Origin of the sequence: Nocardioides sp. GCM10030259, from assembly GCF_042666375.1 — a bacterium.
GTDB lineage: Bacteria > Actinomycetota > Actinomycetes > Propionibacteriales > Nocardioidaceae > Nocardioides.
In genome coordinates, this window is sequence record NZ_JBHTDF010000025.1 from 654669 (window position 1) to 679178 (window position 24510).

Here is a 24510-nt window from a genome sequence, read left to right on the forward strand (position 1 = left end):
CCTCCTCCCGTGTCCTGCTGTTCTGCTCAGCCGTGTTGTCGGTCAGGAAAGGGGCCGGCGCAGCGCGCCGACCCCTCCCAGACGTGTGCTTCGCGCGTCCGACTCAGATGTCGAACGAGGCGGCACCGCGCGCGTCGGCGCCCCTGTACTCGGCGTTCGACGTGTGCACGGTGTTGCTGGTCTCCTGGAGCAGGTTCTTCATCTCCTGCATCGCGGTGTCCCACTTCGTCTTGGCGACGACGTAGGCCTGCTGGGCGTTACCGGTCCAGTCGCTGCGCAGCGGCGCGAGCTCCGACTCCAGCTTGTTGAGCCGGTCGTCGATCTTCTTCACGGCATCGGCAAGGTCCTGGGCCGCGGTCTCGAGGCCGGCGTGGTTGACGCGGAGTCCGTCGACGGACATCTCACTCACTCCTTCGTTCCGGTTCCGGTCAGCCGAGGCGGCCGGTGAGCTTGTTGAAGTTGGCGGACTGGGTGTCGTCCGTGGCCATGTTGTCCTTCTCGGTCGAGGTCAGCGAGGCCTCGAACTCGTTGAGGGCATTGGTGATCACGGCCTGCTTCTGCGTCCACGCCTGGTGGAGCGCGAAGAACGCGTTGCCGCCGGCACCGGCCCACTTGCCCTGCACGCCCGCGATCTGGCCCTCGAGGCCCTTGCTCAGCGTCAGGAAGTCCTGTCGTGCCTCGGCCACCATGCCGGCCGCCTTGGTGAGTGTGCCCTCACCCTGTCCCATCTCCGGTGCGCCGCTGGTCATGACGCCACTCCTTCCCCCGATGGCGGCGTCCAAGCCGCTCGAGACTGATCCGATATCCGGTCGTCAGCCCGGTCCGATACCCGAGCCGGACAGGCCCCGATTACCCGGGGTCCCCCCTGCTAAACCTGAATCCACAGCTCTCCGCCTGCTGCGCGCCACGATTCGGGCGCGCTGGCTGCGGATCCAGGTCAACCTCAGTTCCCCAGTTCCCACAGGCTGGCGAGCTCCCAGAGCTCGCGGAACCACCCCGACGACACGACGACGGACGCGACGACCAGCGCGCCGCACCAGCTCTCGGCGAGCTCGGCCCGCCGCGCCCACCACGCCGACCGCCAGCCGCGTCCGGTGGCGACCGCCACGACGACAAGCACGACGCCGAGCAGGGTCGCGGAGACGGCGAGCGCCATGAGCGGGCCGTCGCCCAGGACCGGCAGCACGGCGACGAGCAGGGCGACCCAGCAGCCGAGGCCCGCGGTGCGCAGCAGCGCCCGGGCGCCGCGGTGGCGGTAGCTGCGGGCGGCGAGCAGCAGGGCGGCGCCGGCGAGCCCGACCAGGCAGCGCGCGCCGATCCGGTCGACCCGCAGCGTCGCGGTGGCCAGCAGGAGTGGCGCGGAGACGAGCGCGACCACGGCGACCGCGGCGGTGGCCGCCGTCAGCAGTCGGGCGCCCTCGGTCGCGACGACGGTGACCGCGGACTGCGAGACGACGGACCGGCCGCGCTTGCCGCCCGAGCGCTCGCGCGCCGACCAGGCGGTGACCGCGAGCCGCTCGAGGTCGAGGAGGTACTGGTCGGGGACGTCGATCACGAGGCCGGGCACGATGCGCGCGGCCAGCACCGCGAGCACCAGCAGCAGCGACCAGGTCAGCGGCGGCGGCGCGCCGGCCAGCGCGGCCAGTCCGGTGACGCCGAAGACCACGATGCCGGCGACGATCCACACCTTTAGGGGCTCGTCGGACTGGCGTCCGAGGGCGCGCGCGGTCGCCGCCGCGAGCGCGGCCACCAGGGCGACCAGCCCGAGCACCATCGGCAGCCGGGCGGGGTGGGCGTCCCAGACCACGGCGACCGCGGCCGCGGCCGCGAAGGCCGGCGCCGCGACCGCCCGCTCGGCGGCGTACCTGCCGATGGGCAGCACGGCGATCAGCGCGCCGGCGAGCAGCGCCAGCACGGCCGCCAGCCGCAGGGGCTCGTCGTCCGCGATCGCGGCGACCCAGCCGCACGCGACAGCGGCCGCGGCAGCGACGGCGGTGACCGCGGCCGCCGCGCCGGACCGGCGTGTCCGGGCTGCCGCTTCCCGAGGCGTGGCCGAGCGCTCCGCCGGGACGACCTCGGTGGTGGCGACCAGCACGTCGCCCGCGCGCACGCCCGCACGGGGCAGCGGCGCGTCGGGCGGCAGCACGACGCCGACCCGGCTGCAGAGCACCGGGACGGTGGAGAGGCCCGCGCGCCGGGCGTACTCCGCCGCGACGTCGACCGCGGAAGCACCCGCGGGCACGACCAGGTCGAGAACCCCGACCGGTCCGTGCACGCTCAGCGCCAGGTCGGCGGTCGCGTTGGACACCTCTCATCCCCCTTGCTCGTCGCTCGGACTGCTCTTCCCCCGAGAACCGATGCGTCAACCACCCTCAAGCGGGGTAGTTGGTCCAACGGAATTGCCGGACCGGCCCGGCCCAGCACGGAGGGGGACGCGTTGACGACGACGCTGCGCGGCACGCGCCTGGACGAACCGGAGATGCCGTCCGGCCAGCTCGTGCTCCAGCCACCGCCGCAGATCGAGCCCAACGAGGGCGCGAGCGGCGTGCTGATGAACGCCATCCCGATGCTCGGCAGCCTCGGCTCGATCGTGCTCGTGGCGACCATGGGCCGGGCGAGCGGCGGCCGCGCGTTCATTGCGGCCGGCATGTTCCTCTTCGCCACCCTGGGCTTCATCGTCGTCCAGCTCGACCGGCAGCGGAAGCAGCGCACCCAGCAGGTGACCGGCTCCCGCACGGAGTACCTGCGCTACCTCGCCAACGTCCGCAAGCTCGCCCGCGACGCCGCCGACCAGCAGCGCCGCGCGCTGACCTGGCACCACCCGGCGCCGGCCTCGCTGCCCGCGCTCGCCGAGGAGCGGTCGCGGCTGTGGGAGCACACGACGTCCGACCCCGGCTTCCTCCAGGTCCGGTACGGCGTGTGCGCGCAGCCGCTCGCGCTGGAGCTCGTGCCGCCCGAGAGCACGCCGATCGACCAGGTCGACCCGGCCGCAGCGTCGGCGCTGCACCGCCTGCTGGTCGTGCACCGGCTCCAGCCGGACCTGCCGGCCTCGATCGACCTGCGCGCGTTCGACCGCGTCGAGGTCTGCGGCCCGGAGGAGCCGGCGCGGTCGCTCGCCCGGTCGCTGATCTGCTCGGCGACGGCGTTCCACGCCCCCGAGCACGTCGCGGTCGCGGTGCTCGCCTCCGAGCAGAACCTCGCCCACTGGGACTGGGTCAAGTGGCTCCCGCACGCCCACAGCGCCCGGCAGTCCGACGCTGTCGGCCCGATGCGGATGGTCTCGACGTCGCTCGACGAGCTCGCGGGGCTGCTGCCCGCGGACCTGGCGGACCGCCCGCGGTTCGGCGCCGACGAGCGCACCGCGACCCCGCACCTGCTGCTGGTCATCGACGGCGGCGAGCTGCCGCCGGGCAACCACGTCGTACCTCCGGACGGGCTGCACGGCGTCACCCTCGTCGACCTGCCCGCCCGCTGGGACGAGCTCGAGGACCCGACCCGGCTGCGGATCCAGTTCGACGACGCGGCCGCCCCCGACGCGCAGGGCCGCCACGCGATCCTCGCCCTGCGGCTGCGCGAGGAGCCGATCCGGGCGCGGGCCGACGCCTGCCCGCTGGCGACCGCGGAGGCGTTCGCGCGGCGGCTGACCCCGCTGCACACCGTCGCGGCCGGGATCGTCGAGTCGAGCGGCGAGATCGCAGCCCCGAGCGACTTCATGGAGCTGCTGGCGCTCGGCGACGTGCACTCCTTCGACCCGATGCGTGCGTGGCGGCCCCGGCCGTCCCGCGACCGGCTGCGGGTGCCGATCGGCCTCGGCGAGGGCGGCTCGCTCGTCCACCTCGACATCAAGGAGTCCGCCCAGCAGGGCATGGGCCCGCACGGCCTGGTGATCGGTGCGACCGGCTCCGGCAAGTCCGAGTTCCTCCGCACTCTGGTGCTCGGGCTCGCGATGACCCACTCGCCCGAGCAGCTCAACATGGTCCTCGTCGACTTCAAGGGCGGCGCGACCTTCGCGGGCATGTCCGACCTGCCGCACGTCTCGGCGGTCATCACCAACCTCGCCCAGGAGCTCACGCTCGTCGATCGCATGCAGGACGCGCTCTCGGGCGAGATGGTGCGCCGCCAGGAGATGCTGCGCGACGCCGGCAACTTCGCGTCGGTCCGCGACTACGAGAAGGCGCGGGCCGCCGGTGAGGACCTGCCGCCGCTGCCGTCGCTCTTCGTCGTCGTCGACGAGTTCTCCGAGATGCTGTCGGCGAAGCCGGAGTTCATCGACCTCTTCGTCGCCATCGGCCGCCTCGGCCGCTCGCTCGGCCTGCACCTCCTGCTCGCCTCGCAGCGCCTGGAGGAGGGTCGCCTGCGCGGCCTCGAGTCGCACCTCTCCTACCGGGTCGGCCTGCGCACGTTCAGTGCTACCGAGTCGCGCGCCGTGCTGGGCGTTCCCGACGCCTACGAGCTGCCGCCCGACCCCGGCCTCGGCTACCTCAAGCCCGACCCGACGACCATGCTGCGGTTCAAGGCGGCGTACGTCTCGGGCCCGCCCAGCACCGCCGTGGCCCACGTGCAGCGCGACGAGGGCGGCCACGTGCGAGGCATCCTGCCGTTCACGATCTCGGAGGTGCAGAGCCTCGAGATCGCCGAGCCCGCGCCGGAGCCGCAGCCGGCGCAGCCGGCTCCCGAGGACGGCGAGTCGCTGCTCTCGATCGCCGTGCGGCACATGGTCGGGCACGGCCCGGAGGCCCACCAGGTCTGGCTGCCGCCCCTCGACGCGCCCGACACGCTCGACCAGCTCATGGGCGACCTCGCCCCGACCAGCCGGCACGGCCTGATCTCCGAGCAGTGGCGGAGGCTCGGCGGGCTCGTCGTACCCCTCGGCACCGTCGACCGTCCCCGCGAGCAGCGCCGCGACACGCTCACCGTCGACCTGTCCGGCGCCGGCGGCCACGCCGCGGTCGTCGGCGGCCCGCGAAGCGGCAAGAGCACGCTGCTGCGCACGATGGTGACCAGCCTGTCGCTGACGACCACGCCGCTGGAGTCGCAGTTCTTCGTGCTCGACTTCGGCGGCGGCACGTTCGCGCCGTTCGCGAGCCTCCCGCACGTCGCCGGTGTCGGCACGCGCGCCGAGCCCGACGTCGTACGCCGGATCATCGCCGAGGTCCGCGGCATCGTCGACCGGCGCGAGGCCCACTTCCGCGCCCACGCCATCGACTCGATCGAGACCTACCGCTCACGGCGCGCGGCCGGGCGCACCGACGACGGGTACGGCGACGTGTTCCTCGTCGTCGACGGCTGGAGCACCCTGCGCGCCGACTTCGACGACCTCGAGTCCGAGATCCAGCAGCTCGCGACCCGGGGCCTCACCTACGGCCTGCACGTGCTGGTCGGCGCGGCCCGGTGGGCCGACTTCCGCGCCGCGATGCGCGACCTCTTCGGCACCCGGCTCGAGCTGCGGCTCGGCGACCCGATGGACTCCGAGATCGACCGCAAGATCGCGGCGCTCGTGCCGACCGGCCGGCCCGGCCGCGGACTCGTGCAGAGCAAGCTGCACTTCCTCGGCGCGCTCCCCCGCATCGACGGCATGTCCGACGCCGACACGCTCGGCGACGGCGTCGAGGACCTGCTCAAGCAGGTCGGCTCGGCGTGGACCGGTCCGACCGGGCCGAAGCTGCGGCTGCTGCCCGAGCTGATCACCCTCGACGACGTCCGCTCGCAGGCCGAGGACACCGGCCGCGGCGTGCTGCTCGGCGTCGCGGAGAAGGACCTCGGGCCCGTCGCGCTCGACGTCGACGTCGAGCCGCACCTGCTGGTCTTCGGCGACGGCCAGTCCGGCAAGAGCAGCATCCTGCGGGCGTACGCCGACGAGGTGATGCGGACCCGCACGCCCAAGGACGCCCAGCTGGTCGTCGTCGACTACCGGCGCTCGCTGCTGGGCGAGGTGCCGGATGAGTACCTGCTCAACTACCTCACGTCCGGCACCCAGGCCCAGCCCGCCCTGCGCGACCTCGCGGCGTACCTCGAGGGCCGGCTCCCCGGCCCCGACGTCACCCCCGAGCAGCTGCGCAACCGCTCGTGGTGGACCGGCGCCGAGGTCTTCGTGCTCGTCGACGACTACGACCTGGTCGCGACCCAGCAGGGGTCTCCGCTGCACGCCCTGGTCCCGCTGCTCCCCCAGGCGCGCGACGTCGGCCTGCACGTCGTGGTGGCCCGCCGCTCGGGCGGCGCGTCCCGCGCTCTGTACGAGCCCGTCATCCAGTCGCTGCGCGACCTCGCCATGCCCGGCCTGCTGCTGTCCGGGAGCCCCGACGAGGGCGCGCTCCTCGGCAACCAGAAGCCGCTGCCCGCCCCGGCCGGCCGCGGCCGGCTGGTCACGCGGGACCGCGGTGTCGAGGTCGTGCAGGCGGCCTGGCGGGAGCCGTCGCTGTAGGGGTGTGGGCGCGAACGACGTTGCCGGCTATCTCACCGGGCCTCGACACGCCGGTCGCGACTTCGTCCCTCAGGCGTGCGTGTGCTCCCCGGGCCCCTTCACCTTCGCGCCGGGCAGGTCCGCGAGGTCGTAGGTGATCTCGAAGGTACGCCGGTAGCCGGTGTGGGCGACCCGCCAGCCGTCGGGCGTGCGCGCGTAGCGGTCGGAGTAGAACGCCGCGCCCTCGAGCATGAACTTGAACGCGGGGACGACGACCTTGTCCTGCAGGTACCAGGTGGCGGTGGCGGTGTCGCCGTCGACCTCGATCTCGGGGTGGTGCACCTGGTGCATGGTCAGCATGCCCTCGCCCAGGTTGGTGCGCATGTAGGACACGAGCGCGTCCCGGTCGTCGAAGACCAGGCCGTTGTAGTCCCCGGTCGCGTCGGGGAGGAAGCAGGCGGCGAAGCCGTCCCAGTCCTTGGTGTCCAGGGTGCGCAGGTAGCGGTACTTCAGCTGGCTGATCGCGGTGATGTCGTCCACAAAACTAGAACGTATTCCAGTTTTGGCCCGCGCGGCACCCCCAACGTTTGACCCGGCCGTAACCCGGCGTCAATCTGCCGGCGACACGAGCGCGCCACGCTGGTCCGGACGCGCCGTTCCATCCACCGACGAGCCGTCGCCACGCACCGCCCGATCACACACTCGATCAGGAGACAGCTCATGGACGACCGGCACCACCGCACCGACCTCGACCTCGTGCCCACCCTGCGCACGCCGCTCCGCGTCCGGCACGCAGCGGCGCTGACCTCGCTCCTCGAGGAGCGGCCCGCGCTGCGCGGCGTGCACGCCTTCGCCGACTACTTCGACGACGCCATCCGCTGGTCCGCCTGAGTCGGCGAGATCCGGCACGACCCGGGGGACCGTTCCGTCGCGTAGTTATAGTCGCGGCGTGATCTTCAAGCGCGTCGGCGTCGGCAGGCCGTACCCGGACCACGGGCTCTCGTCCCGGGCCTGGGCGGACGTGCCGCCGCGGCAGGTGCGCCTCGACCAGCTCGTCACGACGAAGGACACCCTGCAGCTGGCCGCGCTGCTCGACGAGGACTCGACGTTCTACGGCGACCTCTTCGCGCACGTCGTCGAGTGGCAGGGCGAGTACTACCTCGAGGACGGCCTGCACCGCGCGCTGCGGGCCGCGCTGCAGCAGCGCCACGTCCTGCACGCACGCGTGCACACCGTGGAGAGCTGATGATCCAGGCCGCCAGGACGACGACCACCCTGGCGGTCCTCGGTGCGCTGGTGGTCCTCGCTGCGGTGTGGGGCTGGAACGCCGCGACCGAGCCCCTGCCCGCGAAGGTCGACAGCGCGGTCTGCGTGCCGACGGCGGTCGATGCCGGGTCGGAGCTCTACCCGCAGCAGGTCACCGTCAGCGTCTTCAACGCCGGCCAGCGCAGCGGGCTGGCCGGCCGCACGATGCAGCTCTTCGTCGACGCCGGCTTCAGCGAGGGCACCTCCGGCAACGCGACCTCGGCGAAGGTGCGCAGGGCCGCGATCTGGACCACCGAGCCCGAGAGCCCGGCGGTCCAGCTGGTCGCGAGCCACCTGGGCGGCGACGTCGAGATCGAGCGACGGGACGGCATCGGCGCCGGCATCACCGTCATCGTCGGCGACGACTACTCCTCCACCGGGCTCGCCAGGGGCGCGCCGGCGTCGGTGACCGTCGCGTCCGACACCCGGGTCTGCAGCCCACCCGTCGGCTGAGCGGGCCCCAGCCGGCTCAGCGCGTACGGCGTCCGCGGTCGCCCAGCCACTGGGCCAGCCGGCCGTGGGCACTGACCTGGCGCAGCCGTTCCTCGGTCTGCTCGCGCAGGCGGCGCGGCGTCACGACCAGCAGGTCGTCGCCGTGGCGCAGCACGGTCCGGCGCTCGGGGACGAGCGTCTCGCCCTCGCGGATCACCATCGACACCGAGGCGCCCGCCGGGAGACGGAGCTCGCCCACCTCGACGCCGTGCATCTTCGAGACCGGGCTGATCGTCACCTGGAGCAGGTCGGCGGCCACCCGTTCGAGCGGGGCCGCCTCCACCTCGAGCCCGCGCGGCTCCGACCGGCGCGCGACCTTGAGCACGCGGGCGGCCAGCGGCAGCGTCGGCCCGGTGAGGAGCGTGTAGATGACGACCATGACGAAGACGATGTCGAAGAGCTTCGTCGCCTCGTCCACGCCCTCGGCGAGCGGGATCGTCATGAGCACGATCGGCACGGCGCCGCGCAGCCCGGCCCACGACAGGAACGAGAGCTCCCGCCACGGCATCGGCTGCACCAACGAGCTGACGACGACCGAGATCGGGCGGGCCAGGAGCGTGAGGACGAGTCCGGCGGCGACGGCGAGGCCGACGATCTCGAGGGTGATGCGGCCCGGGGAGAGCAGCAGGCCGAGCATGACGAACAGCCCGATCTGGGCGAGCCAGGCGACGCCCTCGGCGAACGACCGGGTCGCCTGGCGGTGGGGCAGCTCCATGTTCCCGAGGACCAGCGCGGCGAGGTAGACCGCGGCGAACCCGGAGGCGTGGACGAACGTCGCGGCGCCGTACCCGAGGAAGGCGAAGGTGAGCACGGCCAGTGGGTAGAGGCCGGACGACGGCAGGGCGGCGCGGCGCATCACCCACGCGCCACCGAAGCCCGCGACCAGGCCGATGACGGTGCCGGCCGCGAGCTCGTAGGCGATGATCAGGAGCGTCACGACCAGCCCGTGGTCGTCGATCGCGCCGGTCGACACGAGCGTCACGAGCACGACCGTCGGGGCGTCGTTGAGCCCGGACTCGGCCTCCAGGGTTCCGGTGAGCCGTCTCGGCAGCGGCACCACGCGCAGCACCGAGAACACCGCTGCCGCGTCGGTCGGCGAGGTGACCGCGCCCAGGATGACCGCGAGCTCCCAAGGGATCCCGAGGACGTAGTGGGCGCCGACCGCGACGACGCAGACGGAGATGGCGATGCCGATCGTCGCGAGGGAGAGGCCGAGGCGGATCGTGTCCCGCATGTCGTGCCAGCTGGTCGTCAGACCACCCTCGGCCAGGATGATCGCCAGGGCCGCGAACCCGAGTGCGTGGGCGAGCTCGGCGTCCTCGAACGGGATGCCGAGGCCCGACTCCCCGAGCGCCACGCCCATGAGCAGGTAGATCATTAGGCTGGGCAAGCCGGCCTTCGACGAGACCCGCACGGCGAGGATCGCCAGCAGGGTGACCGCAGATCCGACGAGCACGAACGTGTCGAACTCATGCACGTCGAACGACACGTGTCACCTCGGCGATCGTCGGGGCGGCGGGTCCGCAGTCTATCGGTGGTCCGCCCGGCCGAACGCGCCGTCCCGCCTCACGTGGTCGGGGTGTACCCGGGACGCCCGGACGCGTCCCATTCCTCCCAGAACGACGTGAACTCCTCGCCCAGGAACGGGTCTCCGCCGGTCATCGCGATGCCGCCGCGGCGCACGGTCCAGTCCCACGGGGCGAGCTCCTGCGCGCGGGCGAGCTGCACCCGGGCCGCCTCGGTGTCGCCGGCGCGCTGGTGGTGCGCGGCGATCCGGCGGTGCGCGAGCGCGCGCTGCTCGTCGTCGGTGCGCGCCGGCCGCTCGGTGCTCGCGCTCTCCGGAAGCACGCCGTCGCGCACCCACGCACGCAGCAGGTCGTGGTGCTGCTCGGCCCTGATCCTGGTGAACTCGACGAACTGGTCGTCGCCGGGCGCGATGGTCGGCGGCTTGACGATGCGGTCGTGCTCGTCGACCCACACCACCGACGGCACGTTGGTGATGCCGTACCTCTCGGCGGTGACGTGGGCCGTGTCGACCGCGACGGGGTATGTCGGGGACGCCGCGTCGATCCAGGGCCGGCTGTCCTCGGGGTCGGCGTCGAGCGCGACCGAGAAGAGCCGGAGACCGGCGTCGGCGAGCTCGTCCTGCAGCCGCTGCCAGCCGGCCAGCTCGTGCCGGCAGCCGCACCACGACGCCCAGGTGACCAGGACCCGCTTGTGCCCGGAGAGGTCGTCGAAGCTGACCGGGTTGCCGTCGACGTCGTCGAGCGTGAGCTCCGGGGCGCGCCCGTCGGCGGTGTCACGGTGGTGGGTCTCGGCGGAGGGCGCGAGCGCGACGACGTCGCCGTCCCGGACCAGGAGGTGCCCGGACCGGGTCGCCCACTCGTCGAGGTCGTCCATCCCGGCCTGCGGGATGCACACGTCGCCCCAGCACAGGCCGACGTCCTTGACCGTGACCTCGTGCTCGCGGCCATCGAGGTCGATGAGGATCACCACGCCGGTCAGCATCGCACGGAACTGGAACTTGTTCTAGATTTGTCGCATGAGCGCCCCCGGCACCGCCGTACCCGACGTCCTCGACGCCTCCGTCCTCGACGGGGCCGCGTCGTACGACGTGGTCGTCGTCGGCTTCGGCATCGCCGGCGGCTGCGCTGCGCTCGAGGCGGCCCGGGCGGGCGCCCGGGTGCTGCTGCTGGAGCGCGCCGCCGTCCACGGCGGCACGTCGTCGATGTCGGGCGGCCACTTCTACCTCGGCGGCGGCACTGCGGTGCAGCAGGCGACCGGCTGGGAGGACTCCCCCGACGAGATGTACGAGTACCTCGTCGCGGTCTCCAAGGACCCCGAGCACGAGAAGATCCGCGCCTACTGCGACGGGTCGGTCGAGCACTTCGACTGGCTTGAGGCGCTCGGCTTCGAGTTCGAGCGCTCGTACTACCCCGAGAAGGCCGTGATCCAGCCCGGTACGCAGGGGCTGATGTTCACCGGCAACGAGAAGGTGTGGCCGTTCAAGGAGCAGGCCGTACCCGCGCCCCGCGGCCACAAGGTGCCGGTGCCGGGCGACACCGAGGGCACCAGGATGGTGATGGACCTGCTGCGCGCCCGGGTCGAGGAGGCGGGCGTCGAGGTCCGCTACGAGACCGGCGCGACGAACCTCGTGGTGGAGGACGGCGCCGTCGTCGGCGTCGCCTGGCGGTCGTTCGACCGGACCGGGGCGGTCGCGGCGTCGGCCGTGGTGGTCGCGGCCGGCGGCTTCGTGATGAACCCCGACATGGTCGCGGCGTACACGCCCTCGCTCGCCGAGAAGCCGTTCACCCTGGGCTCGACGTACGACGACGGCCTGGGCATCCGGCTCGGCGCCTCGGCCGGCGCGGAGCTCAAGCACATGGAGGAGCCGTTCATCACGGCGCCGTTCTACCCGCCGTCGTCGCTGATGACGGGCTTCATCGTCAACCAGCGGGGCGAGCGGTTCGTCGCCGAGGACTGCTACCACTCGCGGACGTCGCAGTTCGTGATGGAGCAGGAGGACCACGCGGCGTACCTGATCGTCGACAGCGAGCACGTGGAGTACCCCAAGTTCCCGCTGGTGCCGCTCATCGACGGCTTCGAGACGATCCCGGAGCTGGAGTCGGCGCTGGGCCTGCCCGCCGGCTCGGTCGACGCGACGCTGGAGCGCTACAACAAGATGGCGGCCGCCGGCGAGGACCTCGACTTCCACAAGGCGCCCGAGTGGCTGGCGCCGCAGGGCACCGGCCCGTGGGCGGTCTTCGACCTGCGGCTCGGGCACGCGATGTACGCCGGCTTCACCCTCGGCGGGATCCGGGTGTCGGTGGACGGCGAGGCGCTGCGTCCCGACGGGTCGGTCGTCGCCGGCCTGTACGCCGCCGGCGCCTGCGCGTCGAACATCGCCCAGGACGGCAAGGGCTACTGCTCCGGCACCCAGCTCGGCGAGGGGTCGTTCTTCGGCCGGCGGGCGGGACGGCACGCTGCCCGAGCTCGCGAGGGCAGCGAGTAGCGGCGAAGGTCGAGGAGCGTCGGGTCGAGCCGCCGCTGCCCGAGCTCGCGAGGGCAGCGAGTAGCGGCGAAGGTTGAGGAGCGTCGGCTCAGACCGGAGCGGAGCGACGGGCTGAGCGACGCGTCTCGAAACCCGGTGAGACGCGAGTCGGGCTCGAGCCCGACAGTCGGCGCAGGGGTGGTTTCGAGACGGGACTTCGTCCCTCCTCAACCACCGTGTCGTCGAGATTCGGCGCCCATACCGACAGTCGGGTGGTTTCGAGACGGGACTTCGTCCCTCCTCAACCACCGTGCCTGCGCCGCGTAGCCTCGCCCCATGACCGACCGCTTCCAGGTGGCCAGCCGGGCGAACGTGCCCCCGTTCCACGTGATGGACCTGCTGGCGGCGTCGGCGGCTCGGCAGCGCACCCACGGCGACATGATCAACCTGCTGGCCGGCCAGCCGATGACCGGGGCGCCGGCGCCGGTGCGGGAGGAGGCCAAACGGCTGCTCGACTCCGGCGACCCGCTCGGCTACACCCCGGCGACGGGCATCCTCGAGCTGCGTGAGGCGATCGCCGGCCACCACAAGCGCGCGCACGGCATCGACGTCGACCCCGACGAGGTGGTGGTGACGACGGGCAGCAGCGGCGGCTTCCTGCTGGCGTTCCTCGCGGCGTTCGAGGTCGGCGACCGGGTGGCGATGGCGCGGCCCGGCTACCCCTGCTACCGCAACGTGCTGACGGCGCTCGGCTGCGAGGTGGTCGAGATCCCGACCGGGCCGGAGACGCGCTTCCAGCCGACGGTCGAGCAGGTGGCGGCCGTGGGCGACATCAAGGGTCTCGTCGTCGCCAGCCCCGCCAACCCCACCGGCACGATGCTGCTCCCGAGCGAGCTGGCCGCGCTCGCGGCGTACTGCGAGGACGAGCAGATCCAGCTGATCTCCGACGAGATCTACCACGGGATCGAGTACTCCCAGCCACACCTGGCCCGCAGCGCCTGGGAGACCAGCCGCGAGGCCGTCGTCTTCTCGAGCTTCAGCAAGTACTTCTCGATGACCGGCTGGCGGATCGGCTGGATGCTGGTGCCGGACCGGCTGCGGCGTGCGGTCGACGTGCTCACCGGCAACTTCACGATCTGCCCGCCGGTGATCGCGCAGCGCGCCTGCCTCGCGGCGTTCGACGAGGCGTCGTACGCCGAGCTCGACGGCCACGTCGCCCGCTACGCGGAGAACCGGCGCATCCTCCTCGACGGCCTGCCCCGGCTGGGGATCACCGAGCTGGCGCCGGCCGACGGCGCGTTCTACGTGTACGCCGACGTCCGGCACCTCACCGACGACACCATGGCCTTCACCCACGACCTGCTGGCCCGCAGCGGCGTCGCGATGGCGCCGGGGATCGACTTCGACACCGTCGACGGGCCGCGGTTCGTGCGGATGAGCTTCGCCGGCCCGGGGGCCGAGATCGAGGAGGCGCTCGAGCGGCTCTCCACAGCGCCGACCGCTGACGTTTCTCCACAGCGGCGCCCCGGCGACGCTCCCCCTCGACGGCCCGACCGCCGGGCCGCAGGAGGGGGACGACATGTACGGCGACGCCACCGCGATCCATGCCCTGGCCCAGCACCTGCGGGCGCGTGCCGGCGAGATCCGTGACAGCGCGGGCCAGCTCGACGGCGCGATCGAGACGGTCGCGTGGGAGGGTCTCGCCGCCGACGCGATGCGGGCCCACACCGGCGCCCAGGTCGGCGCCCTGCGGCACGCCGCGCAGCTCCACGACGACGCCGCCGACGCGCTGGACCAGCATGCCGACCGGGTGGCCGAGCTGCAGCAGATGATCGCCTCGATCGAGGAGAAGGTGATCCACCTCGTCGACGCCGTCAACCCCGTCGACGAGCTGCTGTCGCTCTTCCGACCACCGCCACCCGGCCACCTCGACTGGCTCGCGGTCGACCTACCGGGGCTGTCGTGAGCGCCGACGGGCCGGCCCGCATCACCGAGGTCCGGGGCGGGTCCGGCAGCATCGAGGCGACGTACGACGCGGTGCGCGACCTGGCCGACGTCTTCGACTCCGCCGCCGACGTGCAGCGCGGCTGGGCGACGTCCGGCGCGGCCGTCCTCGGGGACCCCGACCTGGTGGCCTCTGCGCCGCTGTCGCCGCTGACGTTCGCCGAGGCGGAGGCCGCCGTGGCGGCAGCGACGACCGGCCCGCTCGGGTTGCTGCCCGGCTCCTACGGGTGGGAGGCCACCGCCGTGCTCGTCCGGGCCGCCCTCGAAGGGCTGGCGGCCAGCGACGTCGCCGCCGGGGTCGCGATCGACGCCCTCGACTGGCGAGTAGGACTGCTCGCCGGCCTCGCCCTCCGGCTGGCCGGGCCCGTGGCCCTCGCCTCGGCGTCGACGCTGCCGCCGGAGGCCCGCGACCGTCTCGGCGCCGACCTGCAGCGCTGGCTGCTCCGCCACCCCGGCACCGTGCAGCACCTCGTCAACGGCAGCGGCGGCCTGCTCACCGGGCTCGGACCGCTCACCGTCGTCGACCATCGCGGGACGACCGCGCTGCTGGCGTCGGCGTACGACGACGGCGAGCCGGTCACGACCCGGCGCCCCGACCTCCGGGTGCGGTCCGCCGGCCGCCAGCCCGCCTCGGTCGCGGACCTCGTCGACCACCTGGCCGAGGTCGCGGGCCTGTCGCCCGGTGCCGACTCGGCCGCCAACGGCACGATCGAGGTGCAGTCCCTCGACGCAGGCACCGACCGGGTGCGGCACGTCGTCTACCTGCCCGGCACCGACGACCTGACGACCCGGCCGTGGACGCAGGACGACGACGTGCGCGACCTCGGCACCGACCTGCGCTCGGCCGCCGGGGCGGACACGGCGTACCAGCGCGGGATCCTGGAGGCGCTCACCCAGGCCGGCGTGCGCCCCGACGAGCCGGTGCTCCTGGTCGGCCACTCGCTGGGCGGCATGGAGGCAGCGGCGCTGGGCGGCCGCGACACCGGCATCGCGGTCACCGACGTGGTGACCGCAGGCTCGCCGACCGCGCAGGTGAGTGAGCTCCCCTCGGACGTTCGGGTGCTGTCGCTCGAGCACCGCGGCGACGTCGTACCCCTGCTCGACGGCGCCGACAACGCCGACACCGTCGAGCAGGTGACCGTGACGTTCGAGACGGGTCACGACGCAACGGTTGTGGATGCGCACGGCTTCGACGCCTACCGCGCGGGGGCTGTCGCCGTCGATGCCTCGACGGACCCGGCGGTCGCCGACCGGGTCGCGGGACTGCGCGACCGTGGGTTCCTCGGCACCTCCGCCGACGTGACGAGCCAGGTCTTCCAGGTCGTCCGCGACCGCTGACCGGGTTTGGTGCCGGACGGTGCGGGAATGCGAGCGACTGACGGGACGGCGGGAGGCGGCATGTACGGGGACATCGAGGTGATGCGCAGACGCGCGCTGGAGCTCCGCGAGCAGGGCGTCGACCTCCGCGCGCTGGCGGACCGGTTGGTGGTGAGCACCGAGGCCGTCGGCTGGACCGGCCGCGCCGCCGCTGCCCTGGACGAGCGCATCCGGGCCCGAGCCGGGCACCTCCGCGAGGTGGCCGGCCGCCACGACGACGCCGCCGAGGCGCTCGACGGCCACCTCGTCGCCGTCGACGACCTCAAGGAGGCGATCGCCGACGCCGAACGCCGAGCCCGCCGCGCGCTGCCTTCCGACGGCGACACCGCCACACCGCCGCCGGGGCACCGGGACTGGCTGACGCACGAGCCGCCGGGGCACTGATCGCCGGACCATGCCGACCATCGACCTGGGCGTCACGCCCGAGCCGGCCGACCCCACCGGGCCCCTGGCCGCACTGCCCCGCCGGATCACACTCACGCTGCCCGAGCTCCGCCTGGCGGCCGTGCTGGCCGACGGCGCGCCGCTGCCGTTCGACCTCGGCGCGTCGGCGATCGGCGCCCTGGACTCCCGGCTGGGCGGCAGCTGGGGTGCCGACGAGGCGGCGTACGCCGACGCGCTGGCGGCGCTGCCCGAGCCCGACGCGGCGCTCTCGCGGCGCGGCCTGCTGAGCGGCGACGCGCTCGATGACGGCCTGCGCGGCGCGATCGGGCTGCTGGCCACGCCCGCGGTGGCGCTCGACCTCGATGTGTCCGCCGGCCGGGGGCGGGCCAAGGCGTGGCACCGCCAGACCGGGGGCGCGGTGGCGTCGCTCGCGACGGCCGACGGCATCGTCTTCGAGCTCGCGTGGCTCCCGGTCGACCGGTGGGGCGACGAGCTGGCCCGCGCGGCGGTGCTGCCGGAGGAGGTCACGGTCGGACGGTCGGCCGTGCCCGACGGGCTCGACCTGCCCTACGAGCTCCTCGACGCCGCGGCCGAGGCGGCGCGCAGCGGGCGCAGCGACCTGCTGTCCGTGCTCGCGGCCGAGCACCTGCCCGACTGCCGCGACGCCGACGGCTCGCCGGTCTCGGAGCTCGGGCTGATCGCCGCGCTGCACGGGCTCACCTCCGAGTGCCGCGGCCGGCTGCGCGCCCTGGTCGCCGACGTCTCCGGCCAGGCCACCGACGTCGTCGGCGTCGTGTCGTGGCTGCTGCTGGCCGACGGCTGGCGGTCGCTGCGACCGCGCCACATCGGTACCGTCGGCCACGTGACCGTCACTCGGGTGGCACCCTCCGACCTCGCCTCCGACCTCGCGCCCGTCCTGGCCGAGGTGGTCCGGTGAGCCAGCAGCCCGCCGGTGACGCCGACCGCTACGAGGACCTGATGCGGCTTGCGGACGTCTTCGACGCCGCCGGCAGGGAGATGCGGGCGCGGGCCGGCCTGGGCGAGCAGGTGCTGCGCGACCCCGCCGTCGCGGAGTCCGCCGAGCTGTCGCCCGCGACCTGGGCGCGACTCGACGACGAGACCCGGGCCGCGACCACCGGCCGGCACGGGCTGCTGGCGCGGTCGGTGGAGCTCGACGCCGACGCGCTCGTCGTACGCGCCACCGTGCTCACGTATCGCTGGATCGACGACCTCCAAGCGACCGCACTGCGCACGCTCGGCAGCGTCGCGGCCCGCGCGGTCGGCTACCTCGCGCCCGAGGTCCGGCTCGGCGGCGGGGTCGTCGCCGCCGGCCTGATCGAGACCGACGCGCTCGACCGCGACGGGGTGGCGGCGTTCCTCGACGAGCTCGCCGCCCAGCACCCGGAGCTGCTCGAGCACGCCGTCACCGTCGGCGGCCTCATCGACGGGCTGCGGATGCGGTCGCTGCTCGCGACGCCCGTGCTCGCCGGCGACCGCGCCCCCTCCGCGGCGCGCGGCGGGATGGCCGCCCTCGGCGAGGGGTCGTTCCTCGTCGACCTCGGCGCGGCCCTGCGTGATGTCGCCGGCGACCTGGTCGGGAGGCCCGACGACGACGTACCCGCCGACCCGACGTCCGGCGGCCGGCCGTCCGGCCTCGAGGACCTGATGATCCGGCTCTTCGCCGTCACCCGGTCGGTGGCGGTGCACCGGGTGGCGCCGGGGGCGTACGTCGCGTTCCTCCCCGGGCCGCACGGCCGCTCCGGCAAGCCGCTGCGGCTCGTCGGCGGCGACCACCTCCCGTACGCCACCCGCGTCACCCGCGCCCTCGAGACCGCGATCCGGCGGTACGGCGACGACCACGCCCGGGTGATGCTGGTCGGTCACGCCCAGGGCGGCCCTACCGCGCTCGACATCGCCGCGATGGCGGAGTCGCCGCTGTTCGTCGTCGACCGGGTCGTCACCGCGGGTGCGCCGTCGGCGCTCGTCCCGCGCGTGCCGCGCACCACCCGGATGCTCAGCCTCGAGGACCGCGCCGACCCCGTGGCGCTGCTCGGCTCCCTCGTCAACGCCGCCTCCGACAACCGCCTCACGGTCGTCTTCGACGGCACCGGCGCGGACAGCGTGGCCGGCCGGTACGTCGCCGGCGCCCGCCTCGCCGACTCCTCCGACCACCCCGACCTGGTCCGCGAGATCGAGAACCTGCGCGGGCTCGGCTACCTGTCGTAAGGCGCTCATCGGGATAGCCCCTGCGGTCAGAGGATGTCGTGCACGAACTCCCCGAGCTGGGTGAGGTTGCGGCACTCGACCATCGGCACGACGTCGGCGTAGCGGGACGCGGCCGAGTCGCCGGTGTCCCAGTGCCGGCGGTGCTCGGGGTTGAGCCACCAGGCGTGTCGCGCCGAGCCGGCGAGCCGCTTCAGCACGTCGAGATGCAGGTCGCTGTAGTTGGAGCGCGCGTCGCCGAGGACCAGCAGCGACGACTTGGGGCCGAGCGCGTCGGCGTACGACTCCTCGAACTTCACCAGCGCGCGGCCGTAGTTGGTGCGGCCCCACAACGCGGCGTGCGCCGTGCTCGCGGCGAGGTCGGCGAGCACGTCGCCGGGATCGGCGCCGGGGCGGAAGTGGTGGGTGACCTCGTGGACGTGGTCGATGAACGTGAAGGCCCGCACCTTCTCGAACTGGTCGCGCAGGGCGTAGACGAGCAGCAGCGTGAACTGGGCGAAGTTCGCGACCGACCCGCTGACGTCGCAGAGCACGACGAGCTCGGTGCGGTGTGGCCGCTTCGGCCGGTGGTGGGTGACGAGCGGGACGCCGCCGGTCGAGATCGAGGCGCGGACCGTACGCCGGAAGTCGAGCGGCCCGCGCCGTACGGCGTGGCGCTCGCGCGCCAACCTCGTTGCAAGCCGTCTGGACAGGGGATAGAGGGACAACCGCATCTGCTCGAGGTCGGCCTTCCGCGCCGAGGTGAAGTCGAGCCGGTCGATCGACGGCCGCAGCGCGACGTTGGCGACGTGCTCCGGGCCCTTCTCCTCGGCGATCCGCCGGCGCGCGTCGGCCTCGACCATCGTCGTGAACCCGCCGACGCGCCGCCCCGCCTCGCGCCGCGCGTCGTCGTCCGCGCGCCCATCGGCCAGCAGCGCCTGGAGGATCCGGTCGACGAGCTCGGCCGGCGCGACCCGCTGGAGCGCGGTGTACGCCGACCACGACGAGAGCCCCGGTCCGCGTCCCGGCATCGCGCCGAAGCGGGCCACCATCTCCGCGGCCAGCTCGAGCATCGCCTGCTCGTCTCCTTCGGCGAGCGCCGCGACCAGCTCCTCCCGGAAGCCGGCCAGGGCCTGGGCGTTGTCCATCTCGGGCTCGCGGTCGGCGCCGGCGGCGCCGTCGCCGACCATCCGCGGGAAGTAGACGTCGAAGAGCGCATCGAACGTCGGCCGCAGGCTCTGCTTCTTGAGCAGGGTCGCGGCGTACGCCGACCGGACGTCCTCGCGCCGGTCCCAGCCCAGCACCCCGAGGGCAGCGACGGCGTCGAGGTCCTCTGCGAGCGACACCGGCATCCCGGCGGCGCGGAGCGCCTCCAGGAAGGAGATGTGGCGATCGACCAGACCGGACGTCATCGGCTCAGCCCGCGAACTTGAGGCCCTTGAGCGCCTTCTCGTGGTCGGACGCGTGCTTGAGGACGACGCCCAGGGTGTCGTTGACAGCCTGCGCGTCGAAGTCGCGGATCTCGAGCGCCACCAGGGTCCTGGCCCAGTCGACCGACTCGGCGATCGACGGCGACTTCTTCAGGTCCAGCTCGCGCAGCCGGTGCACGACGTCGACGAGCGTCCGGGCCACCCGCTGCTCCAGGTCGGGCACCTGCGAGGTGACGATCTCGCGCTCGCGCTCGGCGTCGGGGTAGTCGATGTGCAGGTAGAGGCAGCGCCGCTTCACCGCCTCCGACAGCTCCCGCGTGGCGTTGGAGGTCAGCACCACGAACGGACGGCGTACGGCGGCCACCGTGCCGAGCTCGGGGATCGTCACCTGGAAGTCCGAGAGCACCTCGAGCAGCAGCCCCTCGACCTCGACGTCGGTCTTGTCGACCTCGTCGACGAGCAGCACGGTCGGCTCATCGCGCCGGATCGCTGTCAACAGCGGGCGCGTGAGCAGGAACTCGTCGGTGAAGATGTCATCGTGGGTCTCCTCCCACGACTGCTCCCCCGACGCCTGGATGCGGAGCAGCTGCTTCTTGTAGTTCCACTCGTAGAGCGCCCGCGCCTCGTCGAGTCCCTCGTAGCACTGCAGCCGCACCAGCTCCGCGCCCGTCACCCGGGCGACGGCCTTGGCCAGCTCGGTCTTGCCGACGCCGGCCGGTCCCTCGACGAGCAGCGGCTTCTCGAGCGCGCCCGCGAGGTACGCCGTCGTGGCCGTAGCCGGGTCGGCGAGGTAGCCCGACGAGGCGAGGCGCGAGGCGGCGTCGTCGGGCGAGGAGAACCAGGTGCTCGGCTGCGGCATGTCCCCATCCTTGCCTAACCAGTCGGGAGGACGGTCGTTGACCAGATGGGAGGACCGCGCCCGGCCTGGGGGGACGGGCGCGGTCGCACCGCACGAGGAGGTCCGATGCCCCACTGGCTCCCGACGCCACCACGATGGCTGTGGCTGGCACTCCTCGCGCTCCGCACCGGCGCGCTGTCCCTGGTCGTGCTGCTGGCCCTGTCCACGTTGACGGGTGCCGGACTCGACCGGGGCAGCGGGTCGGACGCCGCCACCGCTCACCGGCCCGCGGCCGTGCAACAGATGATCGACCGGCACCGGTGCTCGACGAGCGGCTTCGAGGGCGAGGACCCTGCGTCCGCGATTGTCCGGTCGCTCGACGGCAAGCTCCGGCTGGTCAGCTGGGAGCAGGGCTGGCGGGTCTACACCCGCCACGGCGCCGCGTCGCTCGTCGCGGTGTGTCTCGACGCACCCCGGACCTGATCAGGAGCGGCCATGCCGCCCCTGGCCGGACGCGAACCGCCCGGCGCCCTCGATCGCGTCGGCCGCCAGTGACACGAGCCCGTGCCGCAGCTCGTTGGCGAGCGCGTCCTCCTCGGTGAGGCCGTCCTGCTCGAGCAGGGAGAGCCGGTCCTCACGCAGGCAGGTCTGCGGGAGCCCGGCCAGGCTGAGGGCGAGCGCCTCCGCCTCGGCACGGGCGTGGCCGGCGGGCACGACCCGGTTGACCAGGCCCATCCGCTCCGCCTCCCAGGCATCGACCGGCCGGCCGGTGAGCACGAGGTCCATCGCGCGGCTGCTGCCGATCAGGCGCGGCAGCCGCACCGTGCCGCCGTCGATGAGCGGCACGCCCCAGCGCCGGCAGAAGACGCCCAGCACGGCGTCGCCGCCCGCAACCCGGAGGTCGCACCACAGCGCGAGCTCGAGCCCGCCGGCCACGGCGTACCCGTCGATCGCGGCGATCACCGGCTTCGACAGCCGCATCCGGGTCGGGCCCATGGGTCCGTCACCGTCATCGACGGGCTGCACCTGGTTGCCGCGCTCGGTCCCGATCGCCTTGAGGTCGGCGCCGGCGCAGAACGTGCCGCCCGCGCCGTGCAGGACCGCGACGCGCTGCGCGTCGTCGGTGTCGAAGGCGCGGAACGCGTCGGCCAGCGCCGAAGCCGTCGGGCCGTCCACCGCGTTGCGCGCCTCGGGACGGTCGATGACGACCGTCGTCACCGGACCGTCGGTCTCGACGCGCACGCTCATCAGCCGACCTCCTTCGCGGCGGACGCGTGGCGTCGCGCGAGCTCCTGGTAGTACGGCGGGTTCTGCTCGATCCAGAACTCCGACGACGTCCCCTCGATCGGCTTCGTCGGCTTCGCGGGGATGCCGGTCGCCACCATCCCGCCGGGCAGCTCGGTACCCGGCGTCACGACGGAGCCGGCAGCCACCAGCGTGCGCGGTCCGACGACCGCGTGGTCGAGCAGCGTCGAGCCGTTGCCGACCAGCGCCTGCTCCCCGATCTCCTTGCAGTGCACGACGCAGCCGTGGCCGACGGTCGCGTCGCGGCCGATGACGAGGGTCTCGCCGGGCGCGGCGTGCAGGACCGAGTTGTCCTGCACGTTGGCGCCCTCACGGACGACGATCGTGCAGATGTCGGCACGCAGCACCGCGCCGTACCAGACGCTGGCGCCGGCCTCGACGGTCACGTCGCCGATCAGGGTCGCGGTCGGTGCGACGAAGGCCTCGGGGTGGACGGTCGGGCGCTTGCCCTCGAACTCGAACATCGGCATGGGACCCATTCCACACCGTCGGCCACGTGGGAGGCCGGGCGGTCCCAGGAACGACGAACGCCCCGGACCGTGATGGTCCGGGGCGTTCGGCTGGCGGGGTGAAGACGAAAGTGCATCTGCGCAGGTCATCGACGGGTTCCCGGCTGGCCTTGACCGCCATTCCCCAGGTGACACCCCTCCCATTCCCCAGGTAGCAGCGTTTCCGCAGGTCAGAAGAGGGGTGCGCGCTGCTCCAGCACGTGCCCGCGTTGCTGGGTGCCGGTCAGCGGAAGGGGATGACCTTGGCTGGCAGATCGAGGGGTTCCCACTCCTGGTCGCCGCCGACGATTGGGAGTCCGAGACGGGATGCGGTTGCGATGCACAGGCCGTCTCCCAGCGAGAGATGCCCGCCCTTGCTTCGGGACGAAGCGATGAGTTGCGCCGCGAGGACGGCGTCTTCGGGGGCGTTCTCCACGACTGCGAAGCCGCCGTTGACGAGGTCGTCGTAGAGATCGGCGAGCGGTCGTTCGTATCCCTCTTGAGCGGTTCGGTAGAGCACCTCGGTCATGTTCGCGGAGGCGATGACGCACTTGCCAGCGAGTTTGGAGACCGTTTCATGCCCTCGCTCTTGGAACAGCCAGGCCAGCAGTGCGGATGCGTCGAGGAGGGCAACCGGAGCGGTCATGAAGGTGGTGTCGTCTTTCGATTTTGGGCGCGGGAGCCGAGGCGTCGTTGGTGCCGTTGGGTTTGGCTGAGTACGCGACGGATCGTATTAGAGCCCGAGTTCGGCGAGGAGGGCTGCGCCACGCTCGACTGCTCGCTCGTTCAGTGACTGGTTGCCGGGCACGGCTTCGCCAGCAGTCGCCACCCCTTCGGTTGTGCGTCGTGACTGGAAGCGCGCATCGGTGTTCACTTCTTCGGCGAGACGATCCTGCTTGAACCGCTCAACCACGCCGGGCGCGACTGCCGTTTTGAACCCCGACTGGATGTTCGCTCGCGCCTGTGCGAGCACTGCCTCGCGGTTGCGCAGGACGATGGTGCCCTCGCCACCAGGAACGGCGATCAGGTCGTCACCAGGCTGAATGTGGACTTGCGACAACAGCGCTGCGGGCAGGGTGGGGCGACGCTTCGAGTCCAACGTGACCTCGTAGCCGCTCGTAGCCGAAACGAACCCCATCAGATCTGTCATGCCCACAGCATACGTTAAGTGGGCAAGTCATGCACTCATCCCACCCGGTCGCCCCAGTGGGACTGGCTGGCAGGTTCCACGCCGGGGCGCTGATGCGACACCGCGCCCACTCGAACAAACGCTCGACTAACCGGCACTTCCTGGCTATGGTCGACACCAGACACCGTGGCGCGGCTACCTGGGGAATGAGCGGTTGGTCGGGTGGGAAATAGGGACCCTGACACTTTCGCCTTTGAGTTTCAGGACTTTCGTCTTAACCCCACTTAGGGGTGAAGACGAAAGTGCATCTGCGCAGGTCATCGACGGGTTCCCAGCGGGCCTTGAACGCCATTCCCCAGGTGACACCCCTCCCATTCCCCAGGTAGCAGCGTTGTTGCAGGTCAGACAGGGCGCGCAAAGGCTGCTCAACGCACTCGCCGAACGACTGTCGCGCTCGGGACCACGTGCTGACCGTGGTCGTCCTCGTGTGGCTGGTGCACCGCACCTGGGGCATCCACCTCATAGACGTAGACGGGGCCATCGCCCCCTCGCATCTCATTGGCGTCGGCAGCCCACTGCGCAGCCTCGGTCGCCGAGTCGGTCACATAGACATGGGGTTCATCCCGTCGGTACGGCGACGTCTCGGCCGTCCCGGGCCGAAGGACGTCACCGGGGCCAAGCATGGCTGGCGAACCGTGATAGAGCCGGATCTGGACATCAACGGCCTCATCGACCTCACGCCGCGTTGCCGCCGTCGTGCGCGCGGCTTCCCGCCCAAGTCGAAGAAAGTCTGCGAGGGTCGTGTCTCCCGCGCTCTCAGCCTGCTCAATCATCTCCCCCACCTCGCGCGCCCCAGTGGGGGTAGCAAAATGCGCGACCACCGCGTCGACCCCAATGGCCTGCGCCTCAGCCTGCGCTCGACGGGAGATGGCGGTATTCACAGCGTCGATGCTTGCGCAAAAGGCAGGACGAGTCGAGGCTGCGCACCGCTGCCCTCCGGCTGCTACTGACTGGCACATGCAATCTCACTAACGGGTACGGCCCCAGAGAACGCTTCGAACAGGTGCTCGACTCGACCGGCGTTCTGGGCTATCGTTGACGTCAGGCACCAGCCACGCGACTACCTGGGGAATGAGGGGGTAGTCAGGTGGGGAATGGGGCCCTG

At 72.7% G+C, this 24510-nt stretch carries 25 protein-coding genes; 12 read left to right on the top strand and 13 right to left on the bottom strand.

The features are described from left to right. Positions 1-103 precede the first annotated feature (103 nt). The 3 genes from ACFQQI_RS22595 to ACFQQI_RS22605 all read right to left on the bottom strand — a co-directional run bounded on the left by ACFQQI_RS22595 (position 104) and on the right by ACFQQI_RS22605 (position 2308). Positions 104-400, bottom strand: coding sequence for a WXG100 family type VII secretion target (locus tag ACFQQI_RS22595; protein WP_378568816.1), 297 nt, complete (start codon positions 398-400; stop codon positions 104-106). A 28-nt stretch (positions 401-428) separates the two neighbouring features. Further along, on the bottom strand, positions 429-749 hold the full coding sequence (locus ACFQQI_RS22600; protein ID WP_378568818.1) for a WXG100 family type VII secretion target: 321 nt from the start codon (positions 747-749) through the stop codon (positions 429-431). Between the two features lie 194 nt (positions 750-943). After that, the gene (locus ACFQQI_RS22605; protein ID WP_378568820.1) at positions 944-2308 is read right to left on the bottom strand and encodes a hypothetical protein; all 1365 of its coding nucleotides are present in this window, start codon (positions 2306-2308) and stop codon (positions 944-946) included. 129 nt (positions 2309-2437) lie between these two features. Between ACFQQI_RS22605 and eccCa the strand changes: the two genes are divergently transcribed. Further along, positions 2438-6421 carry a type VII secretion protein EccCa gene (gene eccCa / locus ACFQQI_RS22610; RefSeq protein WP_378568822.1) on the top strand — a complete coding sequence of 1328 codons (3984 nt, stop codon included), beginning with the start codon at positions 2438-2440 and terminating at the stop codon, positions 6419-6421. 69 nt (positions 6422-6490) lie between these two features. On the opposite strand, the gene ACFQQI_RS22615 is transcribed toward eccCa, so the two are convergent. Continuing rightward, positions 6491-6940 carry a nuclear transport factor 2 family protein gene (locus tag ACFQQI_RS22615; protein ID WP_378568824.1) on the bottom strand — a complete coding sequence of 150 codons (450 nt, stop codon included), beginning with the start codon at positions 6938-6940 and terminating at the stop codon, positions 6491-6493. A gap of 180 nt (positions 6941-7120) precedes the next feature. On the opposite strand from ACFQQI_RS22615, the gene ACFQQI_RS22620 reads away from it, so the two are divergent. The 3 genes from ACFQQI_RS22620 to ACFQQI_RS22630 are packed head-to-tail and all read left to right on the top strand — an operon-like array spanning position 7121 to position 8158. Then, positions 7121-7291 (top strand): hypothetical protein, encoded by a 171-nt coding sequence (locus ACFQQI_RS22620; protein WP_378568826.1) that lies wholly within the window; start codon positions 7121-7123, stop codon positions 7289-7291. 58 nt (positions 7292-7349) lie between these two features. Continuing rightward, positions 7350-7646 carry a type II toxin-antitoxin system VapB family antitoxin gene (locus tag ACFQQI_RS22625; RefSeq protein ID WP_378568828.1) on the top strand — a complete coding sequence of 99 codons (297 nt, stop codon included), beginning with the start codon at positions 7350-7352 and terminating at the stop codon, positions 7644-7646. After that, complete coding sequence (locus tag ACFQQI_RS22630) at positions 7646-8158, top strand: LytR C-terminal domain-containing protein (RefSeq protein ID WP_378568830.1); 513 nt, start codon at positions 7646-7648, stop codon at positions 8156-8158. Before ACFQQI_RS22625 ends, ACFQQI_RS22630 begins: the two co-directional genes overlap by 1 nt. 16 nt (positions 8159-8174) lie before the next feature. On the opposite strand, the gene ACFQQI_RS22635 is transcribed toward ACFQQI_RS22630, so the two are convergent. Then, positions 8175-9686, bottom strand: a complete 1512-nt coding sequence (locus ACFQQI_RS22635) for a potassium/proton antiporter (protein ID WP_378568832.1) — start codon at positions 9684-9686, stop codon at positions 8175-8177. Positions 9687-9763: 77 nt separating this feature from the next. Then, positions 9764-10705, bottom strand: coding sequence for a redoxin domain-containing protein (locus tag ACFQQI_RS22640; protein ID WP_378568834.1), 942 nt, complete (start codon positions 10703-10705; stop codon positions 9764-9766). A gap of 34 nt (positions 10706-10739) precedes the next feature. On the opposite strand from ACFQQI_RS22640, the gene ACFQQI_RS22645 reads away from it, so the two are divergent. From ACFQQI_RS22645 to ACFQQI_RS22675, 7 genes are all read left to right on the top strand, one after another. Next, complete coding sequence (locus tag ACFQQI_RS22645) at positions 10740-12209, top strand: FAD-binding protein (protein WP_378568836.1); 1470 nt, start codon at positions 10740-10742, stop codon at positions 12207-12209. A gap of 315 nt (positions 12210-12524) precedes the next feature. After that, a complete protein-coding gene (locus tag ACFQQI_RS22650; RefSeq protein ID WP_378568838.1) occupies positions 12525-13838 on the top strand; it encodes a pyridoxal phosphate-dependent aminotransferase in 1314 nt (437 codons plus the stop codon). Continuing rightward, complete coding sequence (locus tag ACFQQI_RS22655) at positions 13768-14154, top strand: WXG100 family type VII secretion target (RefSeq protein WP_378568840.1); 387 nt, start codon at positions 13768-13770, stop codon at positions 14152-14154. The genes ACFQQI_RS22650 and ACFQQI_RS22655 overlap by 71 nt, the downstream gene beginning before the upstream one ends. Continuing rightward, a complete protein-coding gene (locus tag ACFQQI_RS22660; RefSeq protein WP_378568842.1) occupies positions 14151-15530 on the top strand; it encodes a hypothetical protein in 1380 nt (459 codons plus the stop codon). Before ACFQQI_RS22655 ends, ACFQQI_RS22660 begins: the two co-directional genes overlap by 4 nt. A gap of 27 nt (positions 15531-15557) precedes the next feature. Next, positions 15558-15953, top strand: coding sequence for a hypothetical protein (locus ACFQQI_RS22665; RefSeq protein WP_378568844.1), 396 nt, complete (start codon positions 15558-15560; stop codon positions 15951-15953). Positions 15954-15963: 10 nt separating this feature from the next. Beyond that, positions 15964-16890 carry a hypothetical protein gene (locus ACFQQI_RS22670; protein ID WP_378568846.1) on the top strand — a complete coding sequence of 309 codons (927 nt, stop codon included), beginning with the start codon at positions 15964-15966 and terminating at the stop codon, positions 16888-16890. After that, positions 16887-18179, top strand: a complete 1293-nt coding sequence (locus ACFQQI_RS22675) for a hypothetical protein (RefSeq protein WP_378568848.1) — start codon at positions 16887-16889, stop codon at positions 18177-18179. The genes ACFQQI_RS22670 and ACFQQI_RS22675 overlap by 4 nt, the downstream gene beginning before the upstream one ends. Before the next feature lie 26 nt (positions 18180-18205). Here the strand turns inward: ACFQQI_RS22675 and ACFQQI_RS22680 are convergent, their stop codons facing one another. Then, positions 18206-19567 carry a VWA domain-containing protein gene (locus ACFQQI_RS22680; protein WP_378568850.1) on the bottom strand — a complete coding sequence of 454 codons (1362 nt, stop codon included), beginning with the start codon at positions 19565-19567 and terminating at the stop codon, positions 18206-18208. Positions 19568-19571: 4 nt separating this feature from the next. Next, positions 19572-20444 (bottom strand): AAA family ATPase, encoded by an 873-nt coding sequence (locus ACFQQI_RS22685; RefSeq protein ID WP_378568852.1) that lies wholly within the window; start codon positions 20442-20444, stop codon positions 19572-19574. 105 nt (positions 20445-20549) lie between these two features. Here ACFQQI_RS22685 and ACFQQI_RS22690 point away from each other — a divergent pair, with 105 nt between their 5' ends. After that, positions 20550-20906, top strand: a complete 357-nt coding sequence (locus ACFQQI_RS22690) for a hypothetical protein (RefSeq protein WP_378568854.1) — start codon at positions 20550-20552, stop codon at positions 20904-20906. Here ACFQQI_RS22690 and ACFQQI_RS22695 read toward each other — a convergent pair whose 3' ends face one another. The 5 genes from ACFQQI_RS22695 to ACFQQI_RS22715 form a co-directional block, all read right to left on the bottom strand. Then, a complete protein-coding gene (locus tag ACFQQI_RS22695) occupies positions 20907-21671 on the bottom strand; it encodes a crotonase/enoyl-CoA hydratase family protein (protein WP_378568856.1) in 765 nt (254 codons plus the stop codon). It lies immediately after the preceding gene. Further along, positions 21671-22198 (bottom strand): gamma carbonic anhydrase family protein, encoded by a 528-nt coding sequence (locus ACFQQI_RS22700; RefSeq protein ID WP_378568858.1) that lies wholly within the window; start codon positions 22196-22198, stop codon positions 21671-21673. Before ACFQQI_RS22700 ends, ACFQQI_RS22695 begins: the two co-directional genes overlap by 1 nt. A 262-nt stretch (positions 22199-22460) precedes the next feature. Then, a complete protein-coding gene (locus ACFQQI_RS22705) occupies positions 22461-22862 on the bottom strand; it encodes a PIN domain-containing protein (RefSeq protein WP_378568860.1) in 402 nt (133 codons plus the stop codon). Positions 22863-22949: 87 nt separating this feature from the next. Next, positions 22950-23366 carry an AbrB/MazE/SpoVT family DNA-binding domain-containing protein gene (locus tag ACFQQI_RS22710; protein WP_378568862.1) on the bottom strand — a complete coding sequence of 139 codons (417 nt, stop codon included), beginning with the start codon at positions 23364-23366 and terminating at the stop codon, positions 22950-22952. 404 nt (positions 23367-23770) lie between these two features. Then, positions 23771-24364, bottom strand: coding sequence for an NAD(+)--rifampin ADP-ribosyltransferase (locus ACFQQI_RS22715; protein WP_378568864.1), 594 nt, complete (start codon positions 24362-24364; stop codon positions 23771-23773). Positions 24365-24510 lie beyond the last annotated feature (146 nt).

What these genes read in the sequence shown, in the direction of transcription:
- ACFQQI_RS22595 (WP_378568816.1), bottom strand. Translation starts at nt 400, where the DNA reads ATGTCCGTCGACGGACTCCGCGTCAACCACGCCGGCCTCGAGACCGCG.
- ACFQQI_RS22600 (WP_378568818.1), bottom strand. Translation starts at nt 749, where the DNA reads ATGACCAGCGGCGCACCGGAGATGGGACAGGGTGAGGGCACACTCACC.
- ACFQQI_RS22620 (WP_378568826.1), top strand. Translation starts at nt 7,121, where the DNA reads ATGGACGACCGGCACCACCGCACCGACCTCGACCTCGTGCCCACCCTG.
- ACFQQI_RS22630 (WP_378568830.1), top strand. Translation starts at nt 7,646, where the DNA reads ATGATCCAGGCCGCCAGGACGACGACCACCCTGGCGGTCCTCGGTGCG.
- ACFQQI_RS22640 (WP_378568834.1), bottom strand. Translation starts at nt 10,705, where the DNA reads ATGCTGACCGGCGTGGTGATCCTCATCGACCTCGATGGCCGCGAGCAC.
- ACFQQI_RS22645 (WP_378568836.1), top strand. Translation starts at nt 10,740, where the DNA reads ATGAGCGCCCCCGGCACCGCCGTACCCGACGTCCTCGACGCCTCCGTC.
- ACFQQI_RS22650 (WP_378568838.1), top strand. Translation starts at nt 12,525, where the DNA reads ATGACCGACCGCTTCCAGGTGGCCAGCCGGGCGAACGTGCCCCCGTTC.
- ACFQQI_RS22655 (WP_378568840.1), top strand. Translation starts at nt 13,768, where the DNA reads ATGTACGGCGACGCCACCGCGATCCATGCCCTGGCCCAGCACCTGCGG.
- ACFQQI_RS22665 (WP_378568844.1), top strand. Translation starts at nt 15,558, where the DNA reads ATGCGAGCGACTGACGGGACGGCGGGAGGCGGCATGTACGGGGACATC.
- ACFQQI_RS22670 (WP_378568846.1), top strand. Translation starts at nt 15,964, where the DNA reads ATGCCGACCATCGACCTGGGCGTCACGCCCGAGCCGGCCGACCCCACC.
- ACFQQI_RS22680 (WP_378568850.1), bottom strand. Translation starts at nt 19,567, where the DNA reads ATGACGTCCGGTCTGGTCGATCGCCACATCTCCTTCCTGGAGGCGCTC.
- ACFQQI_RS22685 (WP_378568852.1), bottom strand. Translation starts at nt 20,444, where the DNA reads ATGCCGCAGCCGAGCACCTGGTTCTCCTCGCCCGACGACGCCGCCTCG.
- ACFQQI_RS22690 (WP_378568854.1), top strand. Translation starts at nt 20,550, where the DNA reads ATGCCCCACTGGCTCCCGACGCCACCACGATGGCTGTGGCTGGCACTC.
- ACFQQI_RS22695 (WP_378568856.1), bottom strand. Translation starts at nt 21,671, where the DNA reads ATGAGCGTGCGCGTCGAGACCGACGGTCCGGTGACGACGGTCGTCATC.
- ACFQQI_RS22700 (WP_378568858.1), bottom strand. Translation starts at nt 22,198, where the DNA reads ATGCCGATGTTCGAGTTCGAGGGCAAGCGCCCGACCGTCCACCCCGAG.
- ACFQQI_RS22705 (WP_378568860.1), bottom strand. Translation starts at nt 22,862, where the DNA reads ATGACCGCTCCGGTTGCCCTCCTCGACGCATCCGCACTGCTGGCCTGG.
- ACFQQI_RS22710 (WP_378568862.1), bottom strand. Translation starts at nt 23,366, where the DNA reads ATGACAGATCTGATGGGGTTCGTTTCGGCTACGAGCGGCTACGAGGTC.
- ACFQQI_RS22715 (WP_378568864.1), bottom strand. Translation starts at nt 24,364, where the DNA reads ATGTGCCAGTCAGTAGCAGCCGGAGGGCAGCGGTGCGCAGCCTCGACT.